Annotated in this window: 18 protein-coding genes; 10 read left to right on the forward strand and 8 right to left on the reverse strand. The window is 73.3% G+C overall.

All coding sequences use genetic code 11. The annotated features are described in order from the left end of the window. Nucleotides 1-59 precede the first annotated feature (59 nt). Nucleotides 60-2171 (reverse strand): AMP-binding protein, encoded by a 2112-nt coding sequence (locus OG386_RS04585; protein WP_328786863.1) that lies wholly within the window; start codon nucleotides 2169-2171, stop codon nucleotides 60-62. A 140-nt stretch (nucleotides 2172-2311) separates the two neighbouring features. On the opposite strand from OG386_RS04585, the gene OG386_RS04590 reads away from it, so the two are divergent. From OG386_RS04590 to OG386_RS04610, 5 genes are all read left to right on the forward strand, one after another. Then, entirely contained in the window at nucleotides 2312-4201 is a 1890-nt protein-coding gene (locus tag OG386_RS04590; protein WP_328786864.1) for an ABC transporter ATP-binding protein, read from the forward strand. A 7-nt stretch (nucleotides 4202-4208) separates the two neighbouring features. Beyond that, entirely contained in the window at nucleotides 4209-4592 is a 384-nt protein-coding gene (locus OG386_RS04595) for a VOC family protein (protein ID WP_328786865.1), read from the forward strand. Between the two features lie 103 nt (nucleotides 4593-4695). Continuing rightward, entirely contained in the window at nucleotides 4696-5649 is a 954-nt protein-coding gene (locus OG386_RS04600) for an IS481 family transposase (RefSeq protein WP_328786866.1), read from the forward strand. Between the two features lie 153 nt (nucleotides 5650-5802). Next, nucleotides 5803-6162, forward strand: coding sequence for an AMP-binding protein (locus OG386_RS04605; RefSeq protein ID WP_328786867.1), 360 nt, complete (start codon nucleotides 5803-5805; stop codon nucleotides 6160-6162). Between the two features lie 30 nt (nucleotides 6163-6192). Beyond that, nucleotides 6193-6729, forward strand: a complete 537-nt coding sequence (locus OG386_RS04610; RefSeq protein ID WP_328786868.1) for an HIT family protein — start codon at nucleotides 6193-6195, stop codon at nucleotides 6727-6729. Nucleotides 6730-6731: 2 nt separating this feature from the next. Here the strand turns inward: OG386_RS04610 and OG386_RS04615 are convergent, their stop codons facing one another. Further along, nucleotides 6732-7073: a hypothetical protein gene (locus tag OG386_RS04615; protein ID WP_327381062.1), complete on the reverse strand. Its 342-nt coding sequence runs from the start codon at nucleotides 7071-7073 to the stop codon at nucleotides 6732-6734. Nucleotides 7074-7269: 196 nt separating this feature from the next. Between OG386_RS04615 and OG386_RS04620 the strand changes: the two genes are divergently transcribed. Then, nucleotides 7270-8181 carry a sigma-70 family RNA polymerase sigma factor gene (locus OG386_RS04620; RefSeq protein WP_328786869.1) on the forward strand — a complete coding sequence of 304 codons (912 nt, stop codon included), beginning with the start codon at nucleotides 7270-7272 and terminating at the stop codon, nucleotides 8179-8181. A 128-nt stretch (nucleotides 8182-8309) separates the two neighbouring features. Here the strand turns inward: OG386_RS04620 and OG386_RS04625 are convergent, their stop codons facing one another. Further along, nucleotides 8310-9026, reverse strand: coding sequence for a FadR/GntR family transcriptional regulator (locus tag OG386_RS04625; RefSeq protein ID WP_328786870.1), 717 nt, complete (start codon nucleotides 9024-9026; stop codon nucleotides 8310-8312). Between the two features lie 131 nt (nucleotides 9027-9157). Between OG386_RS04625 and OG386_RS04630 the strand changes: the two genes are divergently transcribed. Together OG386_RS04630 and OG386_RS04635 are read left to right on the forward strand one after the other, a co-directional pair. After that, the gene (locus OG386_RS04630) at nucleotides 9158-9679 is read left to right on the forward strand and encodes a gluconokinase (RefSeq protein WP_266607722.1); all 522 of its coding nucleotides are present in this window, start codon (nucleotides 9158-9160) and stop codon (nucleotides 9677-9679) included. 12 nt (nucleotides 9680-9691) lie between these two features. Beyond that, the gene (locus OG386_RS04635) at nucleotides 9692-11089 is read left to right on the forward strand and encodes a GntT/GntP/DsdX family permease (RefSeq protein ID WP_328786871.1); all 1398 of its coding nucleotides are present in this window, start codon (nucleotides 9692-9694) and stop codon (nucleotides 11087-11089) included. Here OG386_RS04635 and OG386_RS04640 read toward each other — a convergent pair. The 5 genes from OG386_RS04640 to OG386_RS04660 form a co-directional block, all read right to left on the reverse strand. Continuing rightward, a complete protein-coding gene (locus OG386_RS04640; protein ID WP_328786872.1) occupies nucleotides 11075-12019 on the reverse strand; it encodes a hypothetical protein in 945 nt (314 codons plus the stop codon). The two genes, OG386_RS04635 and OG386_RS04640, sit on opposite strands and share 15 nt — an antisense overlap. Before the next feature lie 153 nt (nucleotides 12020-12172). After that, nucleotides 12173-13696 (reverse strand): cytochrome P450, encoded by a 1524-nt coding sequence (locus tag OG386_RS04645; RefSeq protein WP_328786873.1) that lies wholly within the window; start codon nucleotides 13694-13696, stop codon nucleotides 12173-12175. Nucleotides 13697-13786: 90 nt separating this feature from the next. After that, entirely contained in the window at nucleotides 13787-14296 is a 510-nt protein-coding gene (locus tag OG386_RS04650; RefSeq protein ID WP_328786874.1) for a protein-tyrosine phosphatase family protein, read from the reverse strand. Between the two features lie 50 nt (nucleotides 14297-14346). After that, nucleotides 14347-15111: a hypothetical protein gene (locus OG386_RS04655; RefSeq protein ID WP_328786875.1), complete on the reverse strand. Its 765-nt coding sequence runs from the start codon at nucleotides 15109-15111 to the stop codon at nucleotides 14347-14349. Between the two features lie 142 nt (nucleotides 15112-15253). Then, the gene (locus OG386_RS04660; RefSeq protein WP_328786876.1) at nucleotides 15254-18862 is read right to left on the reverse strand and encodes a S8 family serine peptidase; all 3609 of its coding nucleotides are present in this window, start codon (nucleotides 18860-18862) and stop codon (nucleotides 15254-15256) included. A 163-nt stretch (nucleotides 18863-19025) separates the two neighbouring features. Here OG386_RS04660 and OG386_RS04665 point away from each other — a divergent pair, with 163 nt between their 5' ends. Continuing rightward, a complete protein-coding gene (locus tag OG386_RS04665) occupies nucleotides 19026-20507 on the forward strand; it encodes an MFS transporter (RefSeq protein WP_328786877.1) in 1482 nt (493 codons plus the stop codon). A gap of 4 nt (nucleotides 20508-20511) precedes the next feature. Then, complete coding sequence (locus tag OG386_RS04670; protein ID WP_328786878.1) at nucleotides 20512-21132, forward strand: DUF6629 family protein; 621 nt, start codon at nucleotides 20512-20514, stop codon at nucleotides 21130-21132. Nucleotides 21133-21138: the final 6 nt, after the last annotated feature.

Here is a 21138-nt window from a genome sequence, read left to right on the forward strand (position 1 = left end):
GACCGACCGACCGCGCGGCCGACCGGTCGGCTGGTGAGTGGTCCGGCCCTGTGTTCAGGTCAGCGATCGGGCCAGTCGTCGGTGGGGTCGTGGAAGTCGAAGGGGTCGGCCGGTTTGCTGACGACGTAGGCCGCGACGACGACGCCCGCGATCATCAGCGGGATGTTGAAGGCGTAGACGAGCGCGGCCTGGCGCGACCAGTCCTGTTTGGCGGCCAGCCGGTAGAAGTTGTCCTGCGGCCACCAGGACAACAGCAGGTAGGACACCGCCAGATGGGCGGCCACGGTGAGCGAAGGGCCACGGCGTTGGCGCAGCATCCGGGCGCGGCCGCCGAACAGGAACACCACCCCGATGCCGAAGGCGACGCACTCGAACAGGTACAGCACGAAGAACAGGAACGCCCAGGGCTGCGGCACCCCGGTGAGGTCGGTCGATCCGGGCCAGAGGAAGTTCGTCAGGATCAGGGCGACGAAGCCCAGTCCGACTCCCCCGCAGCCGGCCGCGCAGCCCGCCGGGGTTTCGCTCTTGCCCGCGGCGCCCCCGTACTTGCTGGACTTGCTACCGGCACGCTGCACCGCCGCGGGCAGGATGGGCAGCGGCAGGGCGTCCCGGTCCTCCTGGCCCGCCGTGGTGCGGGGCAGGGTGCGCAGCCGGATCACGGTGCGCGGGGACTCCTCCCGGAGCACCTTGCCCGCCAGGTGGTCGCGCAGCTCCTCGATGTCCGGCAGCGGGGCCCTGGCGGGCCCGGCCGGCCCGCCGGGTGGCGGGGCCACGTACGCGACGAGCCGCCGCGGGCCGCGGGAGCCGTCGACCCCCTTCAGGATGACCGCGCCGATGCCCTCGTGGCTGCGGATGGCGGATTCGACGGGGTACGGGTCGAGCAGGCGGCCACCGGGCAGGGTGATCCGGTCCCGGATCCGGCCGCCGTACTGCAGCAGCCCGTCCTCGCGGAGCAGGCCGAGGTCGCCGGTCGGTACCGCGTCGGCCCCGCCCGGCGGGACGAGGCGGATCTCCCCGCCGTGCACCTCGGCCCGGAAGCCGGGGAACGCGGTGCCGAGCAGGGAGATCTGTTCCGGGTCGTCCAACGGGTGCGGCAGCTGCGGCAGTTCGAACCAGGTGCCGATGCCGGCGCACTCGGCGGGGCCGTAGACGTTGAGCACGCGCGCGCCGGGGCGCAACCGGATCTGCAGGGTCGCCTGCTCGTCGAGGTAGAGCCGGTCGCCCGAGACGACGAGCAGCCGCAGGGTCCGGCAGGCCGGGTCGGCGCCGAGGTGGGCGGCCGGGGTGAGGGTTCCCTGTTCCGCTCCCTCGATCAGCAGTCGGGCGGCGCCGGCCGGGTCCGTGTGCAGCACGGTGACGCGGTCGGTCCCGACGGCCGCGCGGATGCCCTCGGGCTGCCAGGCGGAGCGCGGAGAGAGCACGAGGGCGCCGCCCGAGCACAGGGCCCGGGTCCAGCCCGCGGCGAAGGCGGTGACGTCCGGTCCGACCGTGAACAGGTGCCGGTCCTGCGGGGTCGGCCGGGCCACCTCGGCCCAGGCCTCGTGGGCGGCGAGGAGCAGTCCGTGGCTCACGGGGACCGCGCGCTGCTCGGCCGACCCGGTGAACAGGACCGCGGCGGTGCGGCCGGGCGGCGGGGCGGCCACCCCGGGAAGCCGGTCGGCGGGCGGGTCCGTCGGTCGGTCGGCAGGCGCGTCCGCGTCCGCAGGCCGGTCCGCGGGCTGTTCGGTGCGCGGCCCGCCGATCGCCGCGGCCTCCGCGTCGAGCCGGATCACCCGGGGGCCGGCGCCGTTCTCGAGGGCTGCCTGCTGGGCGGCATCGGTGAGCAGGACGACGGGCTCGGCCGCCGAGAGTTGCCGGCGCCCGGAGCGCGGGCTCTCCACGTCGATGACCGTGTAGGACCCGCCTGCCTTGAGGACGGCGAGGAGGGCGACGACCAGTTCGATCTGCCGGGCGGTGCCCACGGCGACGAGTGCGCCGGGCGTCAGGCCGGAGTCGAGCAGACGGTGCGCCAGCCGGTCGGCGCGCGCGTCCAGTTCCCCGTAGGTGAGGCCGTCCGGGCCGGCTATGAGCGCGCGGGCCCCGGGGGTGTCCCGGGCCCACTGCTCGAAGCGGTGCAGGACGGTGTCGGTGGTTCGTTTGCCGAAGCGTACGGACTCGGATCCCTGCGTCATGGACCGATGATGCCACCGGGCGCCGACATCGGACGGGGGTCGTCACAATCGTTCGCGCGAGCGGGAGTTGGCGCCCCGTGCGGGCGATCCCGGACCGAATGCTTGACCTGAAGTTTGGTTGAGGTCCTAGCGTTCGGGCCATGGACATGGAAGTCACCGCCTGGACGTCGCTGCACAGCGCGATCAACGCCCAGCAGGACCGTCGCCCGCTCTCCCGGGCCGGCCTGCGCCGCGTCGCCGCCTTCGCCCGCCCGCACCGCCGCGGGCTCACCCTCTTCCTCCTGCTGAGCGTGGTGACCGCGCTGCTCGCGGTGGCCACCCCCGTGCTCGCCAGCCGGGTCGTCACGGCCATCGTGGACGGCCGCGACAGCTCCGCGGTCACCCGGCTGGCCCTGCTCATCGCGCTGATCGCGGTCGCGGAAGCCGGACTCGGGCTGCTGACCCGCAGACTGTCCGCCACCCTCGGCGAGGGGCTGATCCTGGATCTGCGGACGGCGGTCTTCGACCACGTGCAGCGGATGCCGGTCGCCTTCTTCACCCGGACCCGGACGGGGGCCCTGGTCAGCCGCCTCAACAACGATGTGATCGGGGCCCAGCGGGCGTTCAGCAACACCCTGTCGGGGGTCGTCGCCAATACCGTCACCCTGGTGCTGACCCTCACCGTGATGCTCAGCATCTCCTGGCAGATCACCCTGCTGGCACTGGTGCTGCTGCCGGTGTTCGTGCTGCCGGCCCGCCGCATGGGGGCGCGGATGGCGGCGATGCAGCGGGAGGCGTCCGCGCTGAACGCCGCGATGGGCACCCAGATGACCGAACGGTTCTCCGCCCCCGGCGCGACGCTGGTCAAGCTCTTCGGGCGGCCCGCGGAGGAGTCCGCGGAGTTCGCGGCCCGGGCGGCGCGGGTGCGCGACATCGGGATCCGTACGGCAATGGCCCAGTCGGCCTTCATCACGGCCCTCACCCTGGTGTCGGCGCTGGCCCTGGCGCTCGTCTACGGGCTCGGCGGGTTCTACGCCCTGCGCGGTTCCCTGGACGCCGGTTCCGTCGTCGCCCTCGCCCTCCTCCTGACCCGCTTGTACGCCCCGCTCACCGCACTCGCCGGCGCCCGCGTCGAGGTGATGAGCGCGATGGTGAGCTTCGAGCGGGTCTTCGAGATCCTCGACCTGAAGCCGCTCATCGCGCAGAAGCAGGACGCCCGTGGGGTGCCGCAGGGGCCGGTGGCCGTGGAGTTCGACCGGGTCTCCTTCGGCTACCCGGCCGCCGACAAGGTCTCGCTCGCCTCCCTGGAGGAGGTCGCCACCCTGGACGCCCGGGGCGGTACGCAGGTGCTGCACGAGGTGTCCTTCCGCGCCGAGCCGGGCCAGATGATCGCCCTGGTCGGCTCGTCCGGCGCCGGCAAGTCGACCATCGCGCAGCTGCTGCCGCGGCTGTACGACGCCGACGCGGGCGCGGTCCGGCTCGGCGGGATCGACGTACGGGACCTCACGGCCGACTCGATCCGCGAGACGCTCGGCATGGTCACCCAGGACGGGCACCTCTTCCACGAATCGGTGCGCGCCAACCTGCTGCTGGCCCGCCCGGAGGCCGCCGAGGAGGAGATCTGGGAGGCCCTGCGGCGCTCGCGGCTGGACGGGCTCGTCGCCTCGCTGCCGGACGGTTTGGACACGGTGGTCGGGGAACGCGGCTACCGGCTCTCGGGCGGGGAGCGGCAGCGGCTGACCATCGCGCGGCTGCTGCTGGCCCGGCAGCGGGTGGTGATCCTCGACGAGGCCACCGCGCACCTGGACTCCACCTCGGAGGCCGCGGTGCAGGAGGCCCTGGGCGAGGCCCTGGCGGGCCGGACGGCGGTGGTGATCGCGCACCGGCTGTCGACCGTACAGGCGGCGGACCTGATCCTGGTGGTCGAGGACGGCCGGATCGTGGAACGGGGCACGCACACCGCGCTGCTGGCGGCGGGCGGGCGGTACGAGGAGCTGTACCGCACCCAGTTCGCCGTGTCGGGCGGCGAGGCACCGGTGCCGGGCGCATGATCTTGTGATGGACATCAAACTGGAACTCGTCGCCGTCCCCGTCACCGACGTGGACCGGGCCAAGGCCTTCTACGAGAAGCTCGGCTTCAACGCCGACCAGGACGTCACCGTCAGCGAGGACATCCGCTTCGTGCAGCTGACCCCGCCGGGCTCGGCCTGCTCGATCGCGATCGGCAAGGGACTGACCCGGATGACCCCGGGGTCGCTGGACAACATGCAGGTCGTCGTCACCGACATCGAGGAGGCGTACGAGGACCTGCGCGGCCGGGGCGTGGAGGTGACGGAGATCCAGGACCTGCCGTGGGGCTCCTTCGTCTACTTCTCCGACCCCGACGGCAACGGCTGGGCGGTCCAGCAGACCACCCCCCGCACGTCGGCGGGCACGCCCTAGTTGTATTGATCACGAGCGTTGTTGACACTCGGCAGGTCTTGAACATGGCGAAGACCTCCGGTGTGGTGGGAGCTGTCTAGGAACTCACCGCACGGAGGTCTTCGTGTCCCACCGTAATGCCCGGCTGACCGTCTTCGGTAGGCGCCTGCTGGTCGAACGAGTCGTATCGGGCCGCCCGGTCGCCCACGTGGCCGCCGAGATGGGCATCTCGCGGGCCACCGCCCACAAATGGATGCGCCGGTGGCGGACGGAAGGCGAGGCCGGACTGCACGACCGATCCAGCCGGCCACGCACGACACCGCACCGGACTTCGGCCGCCATCGAGGCGAGGGTCTGTGACCTGCGCCGGACCCGCAAACTGGGGCCCGCCCGCATCGGCCCGGTCCTGGGACTGCCCGCCTCGACCGTCCACCGCATTCTGACCCGGCATGGTCTGCACCGCCTGGCCTGGATCGACCGCCCGACCGGCACCCCGATCCGCCGCTACGAACGCGAGCGACCCGGCGAACTCATCCACGTCGACGTGAAGAAGCTCGGCCGGATCCCCGACGGCGGCGGCCACCGCTTCCTGGGCCGCGACGCGGGCCGACCCATCCGCGGCATGGGCTTCGACTACGTCCACTCCGCGGTCGACGACCACTCCCGCCTGGCCTACAGCGAGATCCACCCGGACGAGAAAGTCGCGACGTGCGCAGGCTTCCTCACACGCGCCGCCGCGTTCTTCCACACCCAGGGCATCACCCGCATCGAACGCGTTCTCACCGACAACGCGTGGGCCTACCGCAAAGGCCTGGCCTGGAAGGCCGTCCTGGCCGACCTCGGCGCTGCCGGAAGGCTCACCCGTGCCTACCGGCCTCAGACCAACGGCAAGGTCGAACGTTTCAACCGCACCCTCCTCGACGAGTGGGCCTACCTACGGCCCTACACCTCGAACGACGAGCGGACCGCGGCCCTGGCAGACTTCCTCCACACCTACAACCATCACCGCTGCCACACCGCACTCGACGGCAAGCCACCCATCAGCCGCGTGAACAACCCTGCGGGTCAATACACCTAGTCCTTCCCGTCGGGGACGCCGATTGGACGTTCCACCGAGGGCGGGGCGCGAGCGTGGTCGGGAAAGCGCCTTGCCCGCAGGGCTGTTGGCGGCTTGGCTTGCTTCGGCTCGTGCCGATCGGCGGCGGACCCCTACCGGGCGACCGCCGAACAAATGGGTCCCGCGTTGGGCTGCCGCCTGCAGCAGGTCTTCGGCACGGCCGAGGGGGTGCTCACCCTCACCCGGCCCGCCGATCCGGGCGAGACCGCGCTCACCACGCAGGGCCGCCCGCTCTCGCCCGACGACGAGATCCGCGTGGTCGACGCCGACGGCGAGGACGTGCCCGACGGGGAATGCGGCGAGCTCCTCGCCCGCGGTCCCCGCACGCTGCGGGGCTACTACCGGGCGCCCGACCTCAACGCGCGCTCCTTCACCCCCGACGGCTACTTCCGCACCGGCGCCCTCGTACGGCGCACGGCGGACGGCGGCCTGGTGGTGACCGGCCACCCGAAGGGCCACGCGTCCGCCCTGTGACGGGCGGAGCACCGGTGGGAGGATGGACCGATGCCGACACCGATGCGCATGCCGATGGACCGTGAACCGATGGACCTCGAGGCCTACGTCGAACGGACGCGCGGCGGACCGTGCTTCGTCTGCACCTTCCTCGCCGGGGATCCCGACTACGCGCACGAGACCGTCTTCGAGGACGAGCACCACGTGGCCTTCCTCGACCGCTGGCCCACGCTCCCCGGAAAGGTCCTGGTGGCCCCCAAGGCGCACGTCGAGCACGCCGTGCGCGATCTGGACCCCGCGGCCTACACCCGGCTGATGCTCGTCGTACGGGAGGTCGCGCTCGCCGTCGAGGACGTCTTCGACAGCGAGCGGACCTACCTGTACTCGCTGGGGAGCCGACAGGGCAACGCCCACCTGCACTGGCACATCGCGGCACTGCCGCCCGGGGTTCCGTACGAGCGGCAGCAGTTCCACGCCCTGATGACCGAGAACGGGGTCCTGTCGCCGTCGCCCGCGGAGCAGGCCGCCACGGCCGGGCTCCTGCGCGCGGCCGTCACCGCGCGCGGAGTCCTCGAACCACCGCGGTGAACTCAGGCCTCCGCGTGGTGGTGGTCGAGCTCCCACGCGTGGTGCTTGAACTCGTGGCGGAAGTCGGTGTGGTCCTCCCACTGGCGGGCGATGCCGCGCAGTACGTCCCAGTTGTGCTCCACCGACTGGTCGATGACGCGGCGCATGGCCGGCTCGGCGGATTCCCGCTTCTCGATCAGGCCCTTGATGGCGGAGGCCTCCAGGACGGAGTTGCGCAGTGCGCGCAGGGCGCGGGAGGCGTCGTCCATGGCGAAGCCGTGTTCGCTGCCCGTCGCCTCGTCGAACAGCGGGGTGAGCCGCGCCTCGATGAATGCGGTGATCCGCTCGAAGTGCTGCACGTCCATCGGGGGCTCCCTCTCCTGCCGGACCACTCGGTGTATCCGGCGTCTCCACTCGCTTGTGCTGTTCAGGGGCCATTATCCAGCAGCGGGCCGGCCCGGTCGGTCCCGGCCGGGGCCGGTACCAACTCCCCTCCCACCAGGGCCTTTTCCTCGTGATCTATGTTGATGGTCCGTTGTGTGCGATCGATACGGGGGACCGGTGGACGAGAACTCATTGCTGACAGAACGGTTCGAAGAGCACCGTTCTCATCTGAGAGCGGTGTCCTACCGCATGCTCGGCTCGCTCGCCGAGGCCGAGGACGCGGTCCAGGAGGCCTGGCTGCGCTTCAACCGGTCCGATGTCAGCGATGTCGAGAACCTCGGCGGCTGGCTGACGACGGTCGTGTCGCGGGTCTGCCTGAACCTGCTGCGCTCGCGCGAGGCCCGGCGCGAGGACCCCATGGAGGCCTTTCCCTCCGACCCCGCCGTCAGCCGTGCCGACGCTTTCGGCCCGGGCGGCCCCGGCAGCCCCGTCGACCCCGAGCAGGAAGCCCTGCTGGCCGACTCGGTCGGGCTGGCGCTGCTGGTCGTGCTCGACCAGCTGGCACCGGCCGAGCGGCTCGCGTTCGTGCTGCACGACCTGTTCGCCGTGCCCTTCGACGAGATCGCACCGATGATCGAGAAGTCCCCGGCGGCGACCCGTCAGCTCGCCAGCCGCGCCCGCCGCCGGGTCAAGGGGGCCCCGCTGGTGCCCGAGGCCGATCTGACCCGCCAGCGCCGCGTCGTGGACGCCTTCCTCGCCGCGACCCGCGGCGGGAACTTCGACGCGCTCGTCGCCCTGCTCCACCCCGACGTGGTGCTCCGGGCCGACGAGGCCGTCGGCCCCACCCCCGCCCCGATCGTCGTCCGCGGCGCCGTCACCGTCGCCACGGGCGCGATGGCCGCCATGCAGCGGGCCCGGTCCACGGCCCCGGCCCTGGTCGACGGAGTGGTCGGCCTGGCGATGGCCCCGCTGGGACGCCTGTTCCTGGTGCTCGGTTTCACGATCGAGGACGGCCTGATCACCGAGATCGACGTCGTGGCGGAACCGGAGCGTCTCGGCTCTCTCGAACTCGCCGCGCTCGACGTCTGAGGGCGGGGAGTTCAGCACCCGGAAGGGGCGGCCGTGGCGATCCTGCCCCGGCCGCCCCTTCCGGGCCGCGGGGCGATCCCCGCAGGGGGCGGTCGCGGGCGCGGGGCGTCGGGGCCGGGGCCCGTCGTTCAGGGCGCGAGTACGTCCAGTTCCTCCAGGGCGCCCGCCGCGATCCGGCGGGTCAGTGCCTCCGCGCGCGCCGCGTCGCCCTCGCGGACCGCCTCGGCGACCTGGACGTGCAGGGTGACGGCGGCGGGGTCGGGATCGTGGAACATCACCGCGTGCTCGGTGCGGCCGGTCAGGACCTCGGCGACGACGTCCCCGAGGCGGGCGAACATCTCGTTGCCGGAGGCGTTCAGCACCACGCGGTGGAAGGCGATGTCGTGCCGCAGGTAGCCCTCCAGCTGGTGGCCGCGCGAGGTGCGGACCATGCCGAGGGCCGCCTCGGTGAGTTCGGCGCACTGCTCCGGCGTGGCCAGCGTCGCGGCCAGCCCGGCCGCGACCGGCTCGATCGCGGAGCGCAGCACGGTCAGGGACCGCAGCTGCCGGGGCCGGTCGGTGCCGGCCAGACGCCAGCGGATCACGCGCGGGTCGTAGACGTTCCACTCGTCGGTGGGGCGCACGGTGACCCCGACCCGGCGGCGGGACTCGACCAGGTGCATCGACTCCAGGACGCGGACCACCTCCCGTACGACGGTGCGGGAGGCGTCGAAGCGTTCGGCGATCTCGTCGGTGCGCAGGACGCCGCCCGGAAGGTACTCCCCCGCCGTGATCGCGAGGCCGAGGGTGTCCAGCACGTGGGTGTGGAGCCCGTGCCCCTGGCCGGGACTGCCTTCGGTGGTCATGGCGTAAGCGTACGGTGACGCTTCCACCAACAAAAGATGTGACGTTTCCGACCTGAGGCTTGAATACGTAGTACTTAATGCGCTTCAGTGGTGCCACACGAACCGATGTCGACGAGGACAGCGAGGTAGGCGTGAGCACCCAGCGCGTCATTGTGGTGATGGGCGTGGCCGGTACGGGCAAGACGACCGTGGGGCAACTGCTCGCCGAGGCCCTCGGCATTCCGTACGCGGAGGGCGACGCCTTCCACCCGGCGGCCAACGTCGCCAAGATGTCGGCCGGCATCCCGCTGGACGACGCGGACCGGTGGCCGTGGCTCGACGCCATCGGCGAGTGGATCCGCAACCGGGCCGATCTGCGCGGCGGTGTGATCGCCGCCTCCTGCCTCAAGCGCGCCTACCGTGACCGGCTGCGCGCCGCGGCCCCCGGGGCCGTCTTCGTCCACCTCTCCGGTGAGCGCCCGCTGATCGAGAAGCGCATGGCGGAGCGCAAGGGCCATTTCATGCCCACCACCCTGCTGGACTCGCAGTTCGCCGCGCTGGAGCCGCTCCAGGACGACGAACTCGGCGTCGTCGTCGACGTGTCCGGGTCCCCGGAAGACATCACCGAGCGGGCGCTGGCCGCTCTGCGCCGACTCCCCGCACAAGAGAACTGAGGAATCCCCACCGTGACCGGTCTCCACGTCGAGACTCTGGCAGCGGCCGCCACCGGACCGATCACCTCGGCCGGGAACACCCAGCTGGGGATAGCCGTCCTGGCGGGCATAGCCGTCATCGTCCTGCTCATCACCCGCTTCAAACTGCACGCGTTCCTGGCGCTGACGGTCGGCTCGCTGGCCCTCGGGGTCTTCGCCGGCGCACCGCCCGCCAAGACGATCGCCAGCTTCACCGCCGGACTCGGCGCCACGGTCGCGGGCGTCGGCGTACTGATCGCGCTCGGCGCGATCCTCGGCAAGCTGCTCGCGGACTCGGGCGGCGCGGACGAGATCGTGGACACGATCCTCGCCCGTGCCCAGGGTCGGGCCATGCCGTGGGCGATGGTGCTGATCGCCTCGGTGATCGGGCTGCCGCTCTTCTTCGAGGTCGGCATCGTGCTGCTGATCCCGGTGGTGCTGCTGGTCGCCAAGCGGGGGAACTACTCGCTGATGCGCATCGGCATCCCGGCGCTGGCCGGCCTGTCGGTGATGCACGGGCTGGTCCCGCCGCACCCCGGACCGCTCGTCGCCATCGACGCGCTCCACGCGAACCTCGGGGTCACCCTCGGGCTCGGAGTGCTCGTGGCGATCCCGACCGTGATCATCGCCGGGCCGTTGTTCTCCCGTTACGCGGCGCGCTGGGTGGACATCCCGGCGCCGGAGCACATGATCGCGGCGCGCCCCTCGGCCGAGTTGGAGCACCGCCCCCGGTTCGGGGCCACGGTGTTCACCGTGCTGCTCCCGGTGGCGCTGATGCTCGTCAAGGCCCTCGTCGACATCGTGGTCGACGACCCCGCCAGCCCGGTGCAGCGCGTGACCGATGTCGCGGGCTCGCCGATGATCGCGCTGCTCGCGGCCGTCCTGGTGGGCATGTTCACGCTCGGCCGGGCGGCCGGCTTCACCCGGACGCGGATCTCGGCCACGGTGGACAAGTCCCTGGCCCCGATCGCGGGCATCCTCCTGATCGTGGGCGCCGGCGGCGGCTTCAAGCAGACGCTGATCGACGTGGGCGTGGGCCAGATGATCCTGGACGTGTCCAAGGACTGGGCCGTGCCGACCCTGTTGCTGGCCTGGCTGATCGCCGTGGCCATCCGCCTGGCCACCGGCTCGGCGACGGTGGCCACCATTTCGGCGGCCGGGCTGGTGGCCCCGCTCGCGGCGGACATGTCCACGACCGGGACCGCACTGCTGGTCCTGGCCATCGGGGCCGGCTCGCTGTTCTTCAGCCATGTCAACGACGCCGGCTTCTGGCTGGTCAAGGAGTACTTCGGGATGACCGTCGGTCAGACCCTGAAGACGTGGTCGGTGATGGAGACCATCATCTCGGTGGTCGGCCTGGGTCTCGTGCTGCTGCTGTCACTGGTCCTGTAGCTGGGCTGCGGCCAGCGCGAGCCCGCCCGCAGCCGTGGCGCAGCGCGCGGCGAGCCTGGTGACCTCGGCCCGCAGGGCCTCGGTCTCCGGACCGTGCCACTCCCGCGTTCCGGCCACCCCGTACAGCCGGAACGCGTGCGTACGCAGTGCGGCGGCGTGGCCGCTCAGGCCGCCGTCCGGCGGCAGCGGCGCCGGCCGGGGCGGCCGGGCCGTGACCCGGCGGCGGGCCGGGCCCCGGGTGGGCGCGGCCCCCGTCGCGGCCGGCCCTTCGGGCAGACCCGTGCCTCGGTCGCAGAAGGCCCAGAAGGCGGCGCCGAGCCCGAGGGCCGGTTCGGCGGTCTCGGCCCGGCCGGTGGCGACCTGCCAACCGGCGTGGTCGTTGAAGGGGTTCGCGTCGGTCAGTGCGTGCCAGGCGAGGATGTCGGCGAAGGACGGGGCGAGCAGCGCGAAGGCGTGCTCGGCGCCGCGCTCGCGCATGATGGCGCGGAACAGCCGGACGGCCTCGCCCTGGCGGCCCGCTCGGACGGCTCCCAGGACCGCGGCCGCGCCGGGATCGTCGAACAGTTCGGGGTGGCCGGCACTCGCGGCCCGGATCCGGGCCTTCAACCCACAGACGGCGATGCTGATCGCGAGGTTCTCCCGGCCCGCAAGGATTCCGGCGAGCCGCCCGGCCCGGGCCACGCCCCGGCCCCGCGGGGCCCAGCCGAGGCCCGACGGGTCGGTGAGCGTACGCAGCAGGGTGCGCCAGCCGAGCCGGGTACGGCCGCCCCGTGCGAGGGCGGCCGTGGGCAGCCGGGCTCCGAAGGCCATGCCGGAGGCGTAGCGGGCGGCCTCGCCGACCGCGTCGGCAGCCTCGGCGAGGGCGCGGCACGGGGCGTCGAGCAGGTCGATGTCCGGGGCGGTGGACGCGGAGGTCGCGGCGTCGGGCATGTGATCCTCGTGGGGTTCGGCAGGGGCTCGGGGACGGACGGGGTCGAGCAGGGACGGACGGGGTCGGACGGAGTCGAGCAGGATCCAACAAGGTCCGACGGGAGCGAACGACGTCGGGCGCGAACGGGGACCGGGACGGGAGCCGCGGCACCCTCAGCGGCGGGTGAGCCTGAGCCGGATGCCCTGCGGATCGAGCGTCGCGGGCAGCGGTCCCACTGGGTCCAGCACCGGCCGGATGCCCGTCACCCGATGGCCGCGCAGCACCTCGGCACAGAGCGCGGCGGTGGCCATCAGGCCGAGCTGGTCGCCCGGGCAGCGGCCGCCGCCGTGGCTGAAGGGCGCCATCCGGATGTCCTGGTCCGCACCCGGGTTCTTCCACCGGCCGGGCACGAACACGTGCGCGGCCGGGACCCGTTCGGGGTCGCGCTGGTGGAACGCGGCGGGCACCAGCACCGAGGTACCGGCCGGGTAGCGCACGCCCCGCCATTCGGTCTCGGCGCGGGTGACGCGGATCAGGTCGGACACCACCGGGTACAGCCGCAGGGACTCCCGGACGCAGGCCCGCAGCCGGGGCAGTTCGCCCCGCTCCGCACCGGCGGCGACTTCGGCGGCTGCCTCGGCCACGGCCAGGTCCTGCTCCGCGGGATGCGCCCCGAGCAGGAGCAGGGTGCGCAACAACGTGTCCGGGACGGCGTCCATGGCCAGCAACCAGTGCTGGGCCTGACCGACGGGGTCCGGGGTTCCGGTCGGATCGGCGTGGCGGGCGGCCCGACCGACGAGGGTGTCGCCGTCGGCCCGGGCGACGTACTCCTCGATGCGGGCGCGGGCCTTGTCGTGTACGGAGCGGGCGGCGCGCACCCGGCCGCCGCGCGCTCCCCTGCCCTCGGCGCGCAGCTGGGTGAGCCATCCGCTCAGCTGCTCGTCCGCGGCTGCCGCGTCGCCGAGCACGATCCGCCGGGCGGCGCGGTGCACGGCGTACCGGGCGCGGGCGAGGTCGAGGGTGACAACGGTTGGGGCGGAAGCGGGCGCGGAGCCGGTCAAGTGCCGGGCCTCCTCGGCGAGGGCCGCGAGGAAGGGCACGTAGGAGGGGTGCACGGGCCGGCCCGTGGCCAGCACCTCGGCGCTGACCTCGCGCCGCTGCGCACCGGGCTCGCCACGGGCGCAGCCTGCGTCGGCGGGTTCTCCGGGGTCCAGGCTCCGGCACTTGTCCGGCAGGGCCGCCGCGAGGACGCTGACGGGTTCGGCGTAGAAGCGGCGCAGGTCCTGCGGGTCGAGGAGGACGAGGACGGTCCGCCCGGAGCGGGTGCGGACCAGGGCGGGCGCGTCCCCGCGCCGTGCGCGCAGGGCCCGCAGCGCGGCGGCGGAGGTGCGCACCTCGCCGGGGCGGGGCCGGGCCAGGGCGCGCAGCAGGACGCCGAAGCCGGCGAGGGCCGCCCGGGCGGCGGTTTCCGGGGACGGGGCGGGGGCCGGGGCGGAAGCCGCGTACCGCAACGATTGCCTTGCGGACGTCCGCCGGCCGGGGGATTGCGCGCCCGGCCCCGGCACGGCGGGCCCGCGGTCCGCGAGCGGTGCCCCACCGCGGGGTGACCGACCGGCCCGCTCGGGGCGGCGCCGGGCGGCGAGGGCCCGTACCCGGGCTCGGAGCCCGTCGAGGGCGGCCCCTTGGACCGTACGCATCCGTGTACCTCCGCGGCGGGAGCGACAACACTCGGCGACAACGGCATCACCGTACGTCCCACCTGTGCACTCCGCGCCCCGAGGACCGCGTCAGGGGTCCAACCCGACCAGCAGCGCCGCGACGTCCAGCCCGGCGGTGAGGTAGGAGGTGAAGGTCTCGTTGTTCAGGGCCCACGGCGAGCGGCCGCGGCGCACACGGGCGACGGCCTCGGCGGGTGTCAGTCCCCGGTCGACGAGGCACTGGGCGATGACGAGGCCGGACCTGTTGTAGCCCGAGTGGCAGCGGACCAGCGTGGTGAGGCCCGAGTCGAGGGCCAGTCCCGCGGTGCCGGCGAGGCGCTGCACGGTGTGGAGCTGGTCGGCGGTGAGCTCGGCGTCCGGGATCTCCCCCACGACGTGCTCGGCGCGTGGTCCCGGGCCGTGGCCGGTCCGGGTGAACAGGCTGATGACGAGGTCGAACTCGTCCGCCACGACGACGGGGCACAGCTCACCGGCCGGATCGGTCCAGTAGTGGCCGCCCATCCACAGGCCCGGTACGACCTCGTCCCACGGGGAAGACGGCCCGGGTACGTCCCGGTCCCGCCGGCGGGTCTTCTTCATACGACCGTGACCTCCTGGGTACGGCCTCCAGGATCTCACACAACAGACCGTCATTCAGCGGCAGTTGGCGCGAAGGCGGCCTCACGGAAGGCATGGCGCGGCGCGCCCCGCCCGGCGGTCGGCAGCAGGACCGCCCAGCGGTGGTGGCGGGGGGAGACCCAGAGGGCCGGGCCACCGTCCTGCGGGGCGTGGTGGGTCCAGACTCCGTGCGGGGCGGGGTCCCAGAGCAGGCCGCGGGCCGGGGTGAGTTCGCCGGTGCGGATCCGGAGCGACTCGGTGGTCCAGGCGCGGCTGATGCCCTCCGGGGCAGTCGGGTCCGCCGGGTCCCCCGGATCCAGGAGGCGGCGCAGGAAGCGGAGGAGGTCGGCGAGGGGCGCACGGAGGGTGCCGTCGACGAAGCGGGTACCCGTCATGCCCAGGGGGTGCCAGACCCGGGTGGCCGCGAGGTCGGCGAGCGTGCTGCCGGAGAGCTGCTCGGCGAGGCGGGTGAGGTGGGTGAGGGCCGCGGTCCCGCCCGGGTGCGTGAGGAGGTGGTGGGCGGTGGTCCCGGCGGGGACGCCCTCGGCGGCCGTGTCCCCGTAGGCGGCGAGCGGCGTGTGCAGCCGCAGCGCGCCCTCGTCGACGAGGCTGCCGATGACCGGCCAGAGCGCGAGGACGCCGCTGAGGCCGTCCACGTCGAAGGCGGCGTCGGCGGGGTACCCGCCGTCCGAACCCGCCAGGGGGCCCTCGGGTCCGCCGACGGCCCACGCCGCCCCGGGGTCGGCGGACTCCACGAGGGCCCGGACGGCGGTGGCCTGGTCGCACAGGGGGGTCATGGTCGCCCACGTTAACGAGCCGGGTGGCGGCCCGACGGCAGGCCGCCGCGGAGTCCGCGCTCCGGCCACCCGAATGCCGCCGCAGCAGCAGGAAGGGGCGGGGCGCCCGCAGGCACCCCGCCCCCGTGTCCTACCGGCCGGGCTAGCTCTTGTCCGGGCGGTCGGTCACCCGCAGGGTGTTCAGCAGGGGCTTGCCGAAACCGCTGTGCGTGACGAAGCGGACGTTGAGGACCCCGTCCGTGACCGTGACCGTGTACGTACGGGTCAGGGCCTTGTAGGTGCCCGCCTCCAAGGAGATGTCCAGGGAGGGAAGGACCTGCGTGCCCTCGGCCAGGACGTCGAAGACGCGCTTGTTGGGCTTGGTGGAGGAGAGCTCCGCGAAGCCGAGCTCCACCGTGTAGGTACCGTTCGGCACGTTGTCGAAGCGGTACTCGTACATGCCTTCACGGGCGTTGCGGAACAGCCGCTGCTCGTCCGTGCCGGCGATGGTGCGGCCGGTGGCCTCCACGGTGCTGTTGCCCTGGTAGCCGTAGGAGCCGGGCGTGTACTTGCGGTCCGGGGACCAGGCGTCGCCCAGGCCGTCGGTGGTGGTGTAGCCGGATCCCGCGTCCAGGCCGACCTGGTAGCGCGGGACGACGACCTTGACCGGGACGGAGAGGACCGGGGTCCGGCCGCTCGCCGAGGTGATCTTCAGGTCGGCGGTGAGGACCGCGCCCGGGGTCAGTCCGGTGGTGTCCACCGAAAGGGTGACCGGGACCTTCGCGCCGGTCGCGAGGGTGCCGGTCGCCGGCGTGGCGGTCAGCCAGGTCGCGTCCTCGGACACCGTGAACTCCGTGCCGAGGCCCGGGTTGGTCAGCTCCAGGGTCCGCGTCCGCTGCTGGTTCGCCGGGAGGACGACCTCCAGGGACGGCTTGGACGCCGTCACCTTTCCGGTGCGCAGGGACTGGGTCACCGCCGTGACGTCGGCGGCCTTCACGTTCACCGTCGCCGTGGCGGACTCGTACTGCGGAGCCGCCAGCGAGACGGGGAGCGCGCCGGACGGGCTCTGGACGACGTATCCGCCGTCCGCGGCCGTGGTCGCCGACACCGCCGTGTCACCGGTGCCGACGGTCACCGTGGCGCCCGCGACGCCGTTGCCGTCGTTGGCGTCGAGCACCCGGCCCGCCACCACGCCGCTCTTGGTGGTCCGGAAGGCGATGGAGAGGCCGTCCGTGATGACCGCGGTGTTGAAGGAGTACTTGAAGGCGTCGGTGCCGGCCGCGTTCTCCACGCCGACCGTGGCCGTGGAGCCGCCCTTGATGCCGGTGCCGCCGGTCCCCTTGTAGGAGTAGGAGACGGTGCCGTCCTCGCCGATCGTGGCCGAGAAGGAGAACTTGTCGGCCTGCGCCGACCAGTGGGACACCTGGCGCCACTCGATCACGTAGTTGCGGTGCGGAGCGGTGCCGGTGACGCCGGTGAAGACGCCGGAGCCGCTGCCCGGAGCGCCGACGACGAGGTCGTCCCAGAACGGGTACAGGGCCGCGTTGGGCGTGGCCGTGCTCGGGATGTCCCCGTTGATGTCGCCGGTGTTGTTCCCGCCGAAGCTGACGGTTCCGTTGGTGCCGATCCAGGCCTGGCCGTACGTCTTGCCGTACAGGGGAAGCGGGAAGGGCAGGTCGACGCGCTCGGTGGTGTTGTCACCGGTGAGCGCGAGCTGGCGGGTGCCCTCGACGTACGGGCGGTCGCCGGCGGCGGCGCAGGCGTAGCCGTAGCCGTCGGTGCGTTCGGGCAGGTTCACTGCGACGGTGGCGTCGCCGGCGACGGTGACCTTCGCCGTGCCGCCGGTGACGCAGCGGGAGGCGTGGGTGGCGTTCACGTCGTACGTGCCGTGCGGCAGGGTGACCTCGAAGCGGCCCTGGGCGTCGGCGGTCGCGGTCACCGGGGTGTCCGCGATGGTGACGGAGGCGCCGGCCGCGGGGCCGGCGGCCGAGGAGACGGTGCCGGTGAGCTTGCCGGAGGGCGCCTGGGTGAGGGTGAAGTCGCCGGTGGCGGTGCCGTTCTCGGTGACCGTGGCCGTCCCGGTCTGCTGCCCGTAACCGAACTTGGCGGCGGTCAGGGCGTAGTCGCCGACCGAGAGGGAGGTGAAGCGGTAGGTGCCGTCGGCCGCGGTGGTGGTCGTGCGGTCGATCGGGCCGTCGGCGGTGATCTTCACGCCCGCGACGGGCTGGTCGCCGGAGCGTACGGTGCCGCCCAGCGAGCCGATGGCGCCGCGCGGGGCGGCGGTCACGGCGGCGAGGACGTCGAGCCGGCCCTCGCCGAAGACGTTGTTGTCGGCGGCGTTGCCGCCGCACTGGCTGCTGTCGGTGTCCAGGGCGGTGCCGTCCAGGAGCGACTCGGTCTGCGCGATGTCGCCCTCCAGGGCGGGCGCTGCGGACCAGAGCAGCGCGATGGCGGCCGCGGTGTGCGGCGAGGCCATCGAGGTGCCGGAGAAGGCCTCGTACCCGCCGCCGGGCACGGAGGAGCGGACGTTCACGCCGGGGGCGGCGATGTTCGGCTTGACGATGCCGCCGGGGCCCGCGCCGCGCGAGGAGAAGGACGCGATCGCGTTGTTGATGTCGAAGGCGCCGGAGCTGTAGGAGCTGGCGTAGTCGCCGGGCGAGCCCGCGGTGTTGCAGCTCGGGCCGGCGTTCCCGTTGGAGAAGGCCGGGAAGATGCCGGCGGCCCGCCAGGTGTCGACGATCTGCTGGTACCAGGTGTCGCCGCCGCTCCCGCCCCAGGAGTTGTTGACGATGTGCGGGGCGAGGTCGGGGCGCGGGTTCTGGCCGTTCAAGTCGGTCGGAGCGACGATCCACTGGCCCGAGGCGAGGAGGGATGCCTCGGAGCAGGAGTTCGACTCGCAGCCCTTGGCCGCGATCCACTTGGCGCCGGGGGCCACGCCGATCTTGTTGGCGCCGCCGTCGTCGCCGACCATCGTGCCCATGGTGTGGGTGCCGTGGTCGTTGTTGTCGCAGGGGGCCGCCGTGGTGCACACGCCCGCCGGGTCGAACCAGTTGTAGGCGTGGTCGTACGTGCCGTCCGCCTTCTTGCCGCGGTACTGGTTGTTCACGGCCGGGTGGGTGTAGTCCACGCCGCTGTCGATGTTGGCGACGACGATGCCCTCGCCGCGCACGCCGACCTGGTCCCAGACCTGCGGGGCCTTGATCCGGTCGATGTTCCACTCGATGGCGTCTGCGACGGCCTTCTCCCGCTTGCCCTCGGTGGGCTTGGGCAGGTCGACCTTGTCGTCGGCGTCGATCCGGGCGACCTCGGGGCGCTGGGCGAGGGTTCCGGCGAGCTTCTGGCTGCCGACGACGCGCACCGCGTTCACGATCCAGTACGAGGTGTACTCGGCTCCGGCGCCCTGCAGGGCCTTGATGACCTCGGCCTGGCTGCGCGCGGCGTGGTCCTTCTTGATCCGCAGAACCGTTTCGGCCTTGGCGGCGCGGGTCTGCTGCTTCCCCGCGGCGGTGAGGTCGGCAGCGCTGTCGAGGTAGACCCAGAAGGCCGCCTTGGCGGACTCGTCGAGCTGGGCGCGGAGCCGCGGCTCGATCTTGCGCTCGGCCGCCGTCGGGGCGGCGGGTCCGGGGTCCGGCGCGGCCGCGGCGACGCCCGCGCCGATCGGCAGGAGCAGGACCGAGGTGAGGGCGGCGAGCGCCGTTCGTAAGGACCGTGCGGGCCTTGCCGGCCTGGCGGGCCGCAAGGCTCGTGGGGGCCGGTTGTCGCGTTGGGCCACGTGTTGTCTCCTCGTACGCCGTGTGCGGGATGTGCGGGAAGGGTGCGCGTGACGTGCGCGGGTCATGGTGAACGAGGCGTCATGCTCATTACAAGGGTGGCTTTTCGGCCGTCCTCGGCCCGCCCCGGTGGCCCGCATGGGCCGCGCGCGCCAGCCTGAAGACATGACTGCGCCCGCCGAGCCGTCCGGAGCCGGTGTCCCGATCGCGTCCGCACGCGGCCGGTGGATCCTGCTGACCACCGTGCTCGGGTCGACCATGGCCATGCTGGACGGGACCGTGGTGAACGTGGCACTGCCACGCATCGGGGAGGACCTCGACGCCGATCTGGCCGTGCTCCAGTGGACGGTGAACGCCTATCTGCTGACCCTGGCCGGGCTGATCCTGGTCGGCGGATCGCTGAGCGACCGCTTCGGGCGGCGCCGGATCTTCGTGCTCGGCGTGGTGTGGTTCGCGGTCGGCTCGCTGCTGTGCGGCATCGCGCCGAACGCCGGGGTGCTGATCGCCGCCCGGGCCCTGCAGGGCATCGGCGGGGCGCTGCTGGCGCCCGGCTCCCTGGCCCTGATCCAGGCGTCGATCCGCGCCGAGGACCGGGGTCGGGCGATCGGCCTGTGGTCGGGGCTCGGCGGAGTGGGCGCGGCCGTGGGACCGTTCCTGGGCGGCTGGCTGGTGGACGGGCCGGGCTGGCGGTGGGTGTTCCTGCTGAACGTGCCGCTGGCCGCGGTGTGCGTGCCGGTTGCCCTGCGGCACGTACCGGAATCGCGGGACCCGCAGGCGCACGGGCGGTTCGACGTGGCCGGGGCGGCACTCGGCGCGAGCGCCCTGGGACTGGTCACCTACGCGCTGATCGAGGCCCGGTCGGGTGCGCCGGCGGTGATCGTCGCCGCGGTGCTCGGGGTCCTGCTGGGTATCGCCTTCGTCTACGTGGAGCGGCGGCGGCCCGATCCGATGGTGCCGCCGGACATCTTCGCGTCCCGGCTGTTCACCGCCGTCAACCTCGTCACCCTGTGCGTCTACGCGGCGATCGGCGGGTTCTTCTTCCTCGTCGTGCTCCAGCTCCAGGTGGTGTCCGGCTACTCGGCGCTGGCCGCCGGAGCCGCGATGCTGCCGACGACCCTCCTCATGCTCCTCCTGTCGGCGCGCTCGGGTGAGCTCGGGGAGCGGATCGGGCCGCGCGTCCCGCTCACGGTGGGGCCGCTGCTGTGTGCGGCGGGGACGCTGCTGATGCTGCGGGTGGGGCCTTCGGCCTCGTACGTACGGGACGTGCTGCCCGCGATGGTCGTCATGGGCATGGGCCTCGTGGCCCTGGTGGCCCCGCTGACGTCGACGGTGCTCGCCTCGGTGGATCCCGGCCGGGCGGGCCTGGCCAGCGGCATCAACAACGCGGCGGCGCGCGTGGCCGGGCTGCTCGCGGTGGCGGCGCTGCCGCTGCTGTCCGGAATGGGGCCGGAGTCGTACCGCTCGGCGACCCAGTTCGACGCCGCTTTCGGGCGGGCCATGCTCTGGTGCACCGGGGCGTTCGTGGCCGGCGCCGCCCTCGCCTGGGCGACCGTACGCTCCCCCGTGCCCGAGGCGTGCCACCCCCAGTGCCACACGTACTGCGCGGTGTCGGCCCCGCCGCTCGAACCCCGTGAGGAGCCCGGCTGATCCCGTGTGCTGGAGCGCGACGGCCGATCTGGTGGCGGGCACCGTGGTCTGCGCCGTCGGGATCGTGTGCCTGGCGCGGGTACGACGGGCCCGCGACCTGCCCGTCGCCGCGCTGCCGCTGCTGCTGGGTGCGCACCAGCTGGTCGCGGTGTGGGGCACGGGCGGCGGCTGCTCCCCGGCCGCCACGGCCTGGGCGGTGATCGCCCTGCCGCTGCTGGCGCTCTGGGTGCCGGCCGGGGTCCTGCTGGCGGCCGCGCCCGAGGTCCGGCGCCGGCTGTGGGCACCGCTGGCCGCGGGCCTGGCCACCGCCGCGGTGCTCTCGTACTGCCTCGCGACGCGGCCGGTGACCGCCGAGATCCGGGGCCACACCATCGGCTACGGCGTGAATGTTCCGTGGATGCCGCTGGTGCTGGCGGGCTACCTGTTCGCCACGCTGGGGTCGCTGTTGCTCGGTGGCGACCGGCGGCTCAGGACCCTCGGTGCGGTGCTGGCGGTGGGGGCGCTGGCCTGCTCAGCGCTGTGGCGGCTGGAATTCGCCTCCACCTGGTGCGCCTTCGCGGCGGTCGCGTCACTGCTGGTCTGGGGCTGGGTCCGGCGGCCGGAACCGGCTTCCGCCGCCTCGTGATCGACC

This window comes from Streptomyces sp. NBC_00273, from assembly GCF_036178145.1.
Lineage (GTDB): Bacteria > Actinomycetota > Actinomycetes > Streptomycetales > Streptomycetaceae > Streptomyces.

Bases quoted from the DNA above. Each gene is read 5' to 3' on its own strand.
- OG386_RS04585 (WP_328786863.1), bottom strand. From the start codon at position 2,171: ATGACGCAGGGATCCGAGTCCGTACGCTTCGGCAAACGAACCACCGAC.
- OG386_RS04590 (WP_328786864.1), top strand. From the start codon at position 2,312: ATGGACATGGAAGTCACCGCCTGGACGTCGCTGCACAGCGCGATCAAC.
- OG386_RS04595 (WP_328786865.1), top strand. From the start codon at position 4,209: ATGGACATCAAACTGGAACTCGTCGCCGTCCCCGTCACCGACGTGGAC.
- OG386_RS04605 (WP_328786867.1), top strand. From the start codon at position 5,803: ATGGGTCCCGCGTTGGGCTGCCGCCTGCAGCAGGTCTTCGGCACGGCC.
- OG386_RS04610 (WP_328786868.1), top strand. From the start codon at position 6,193: ATGCCGACACCGATGCGCATGCCGATGGACCGTGAACCGATGGACCTC.
- OG386_RS04615 (WP_327381062.1), bottom strand. From the start codon at position 7,073: ATGGACGTGCAGCACTTCGAGCGGATCACCGCATTCATCGAGGCGCGG.
- OG386_RS04625 (WP_328786870.1), bottom strand. From the start codon at position 9,026: ATGACCACCGAAGGCAGTCCCGGCCAGGGGCACGGGCTCCACACCCAC.
- OG386_RS04640 (WP_328786872.1), bottom strand. From the start codon at position 12,019: ATGCCCGACGCCGCGACCTCCGCGTCCACCGCCCCGGACATCGACCTG.
- OG386_RS04645 (WP_328786873.1), bottom strand. From the start codon at position 13,696: ATGCGTACGGTCCAAGGGGCCGCCCTCGACGGGCTCCGAGCCCGGGTA.
- OG386_RS04650 (WP_328786874.1), bottom strand. From the start codon at position 14,296: ATGAAGAAGACCCGCCGGCGGGACCGGGACGTACCCGGGCCGTCTTCC.
- OG386_RS04655 (WP_328786875.1), bottom strand. From the start codon at position 15,111: ATGACCCCCCTGTGCGACCAGGCCACCGCCGTCCGGGCCCTCGTGGAG.
- OG386_RS04665 (WP_328786877.1), top strand. From the start codon at position 19,026: ATGACTGCGCCCGCCGAGCCGTCCGGAGCCGGTGTCCCGATCGCGTCC.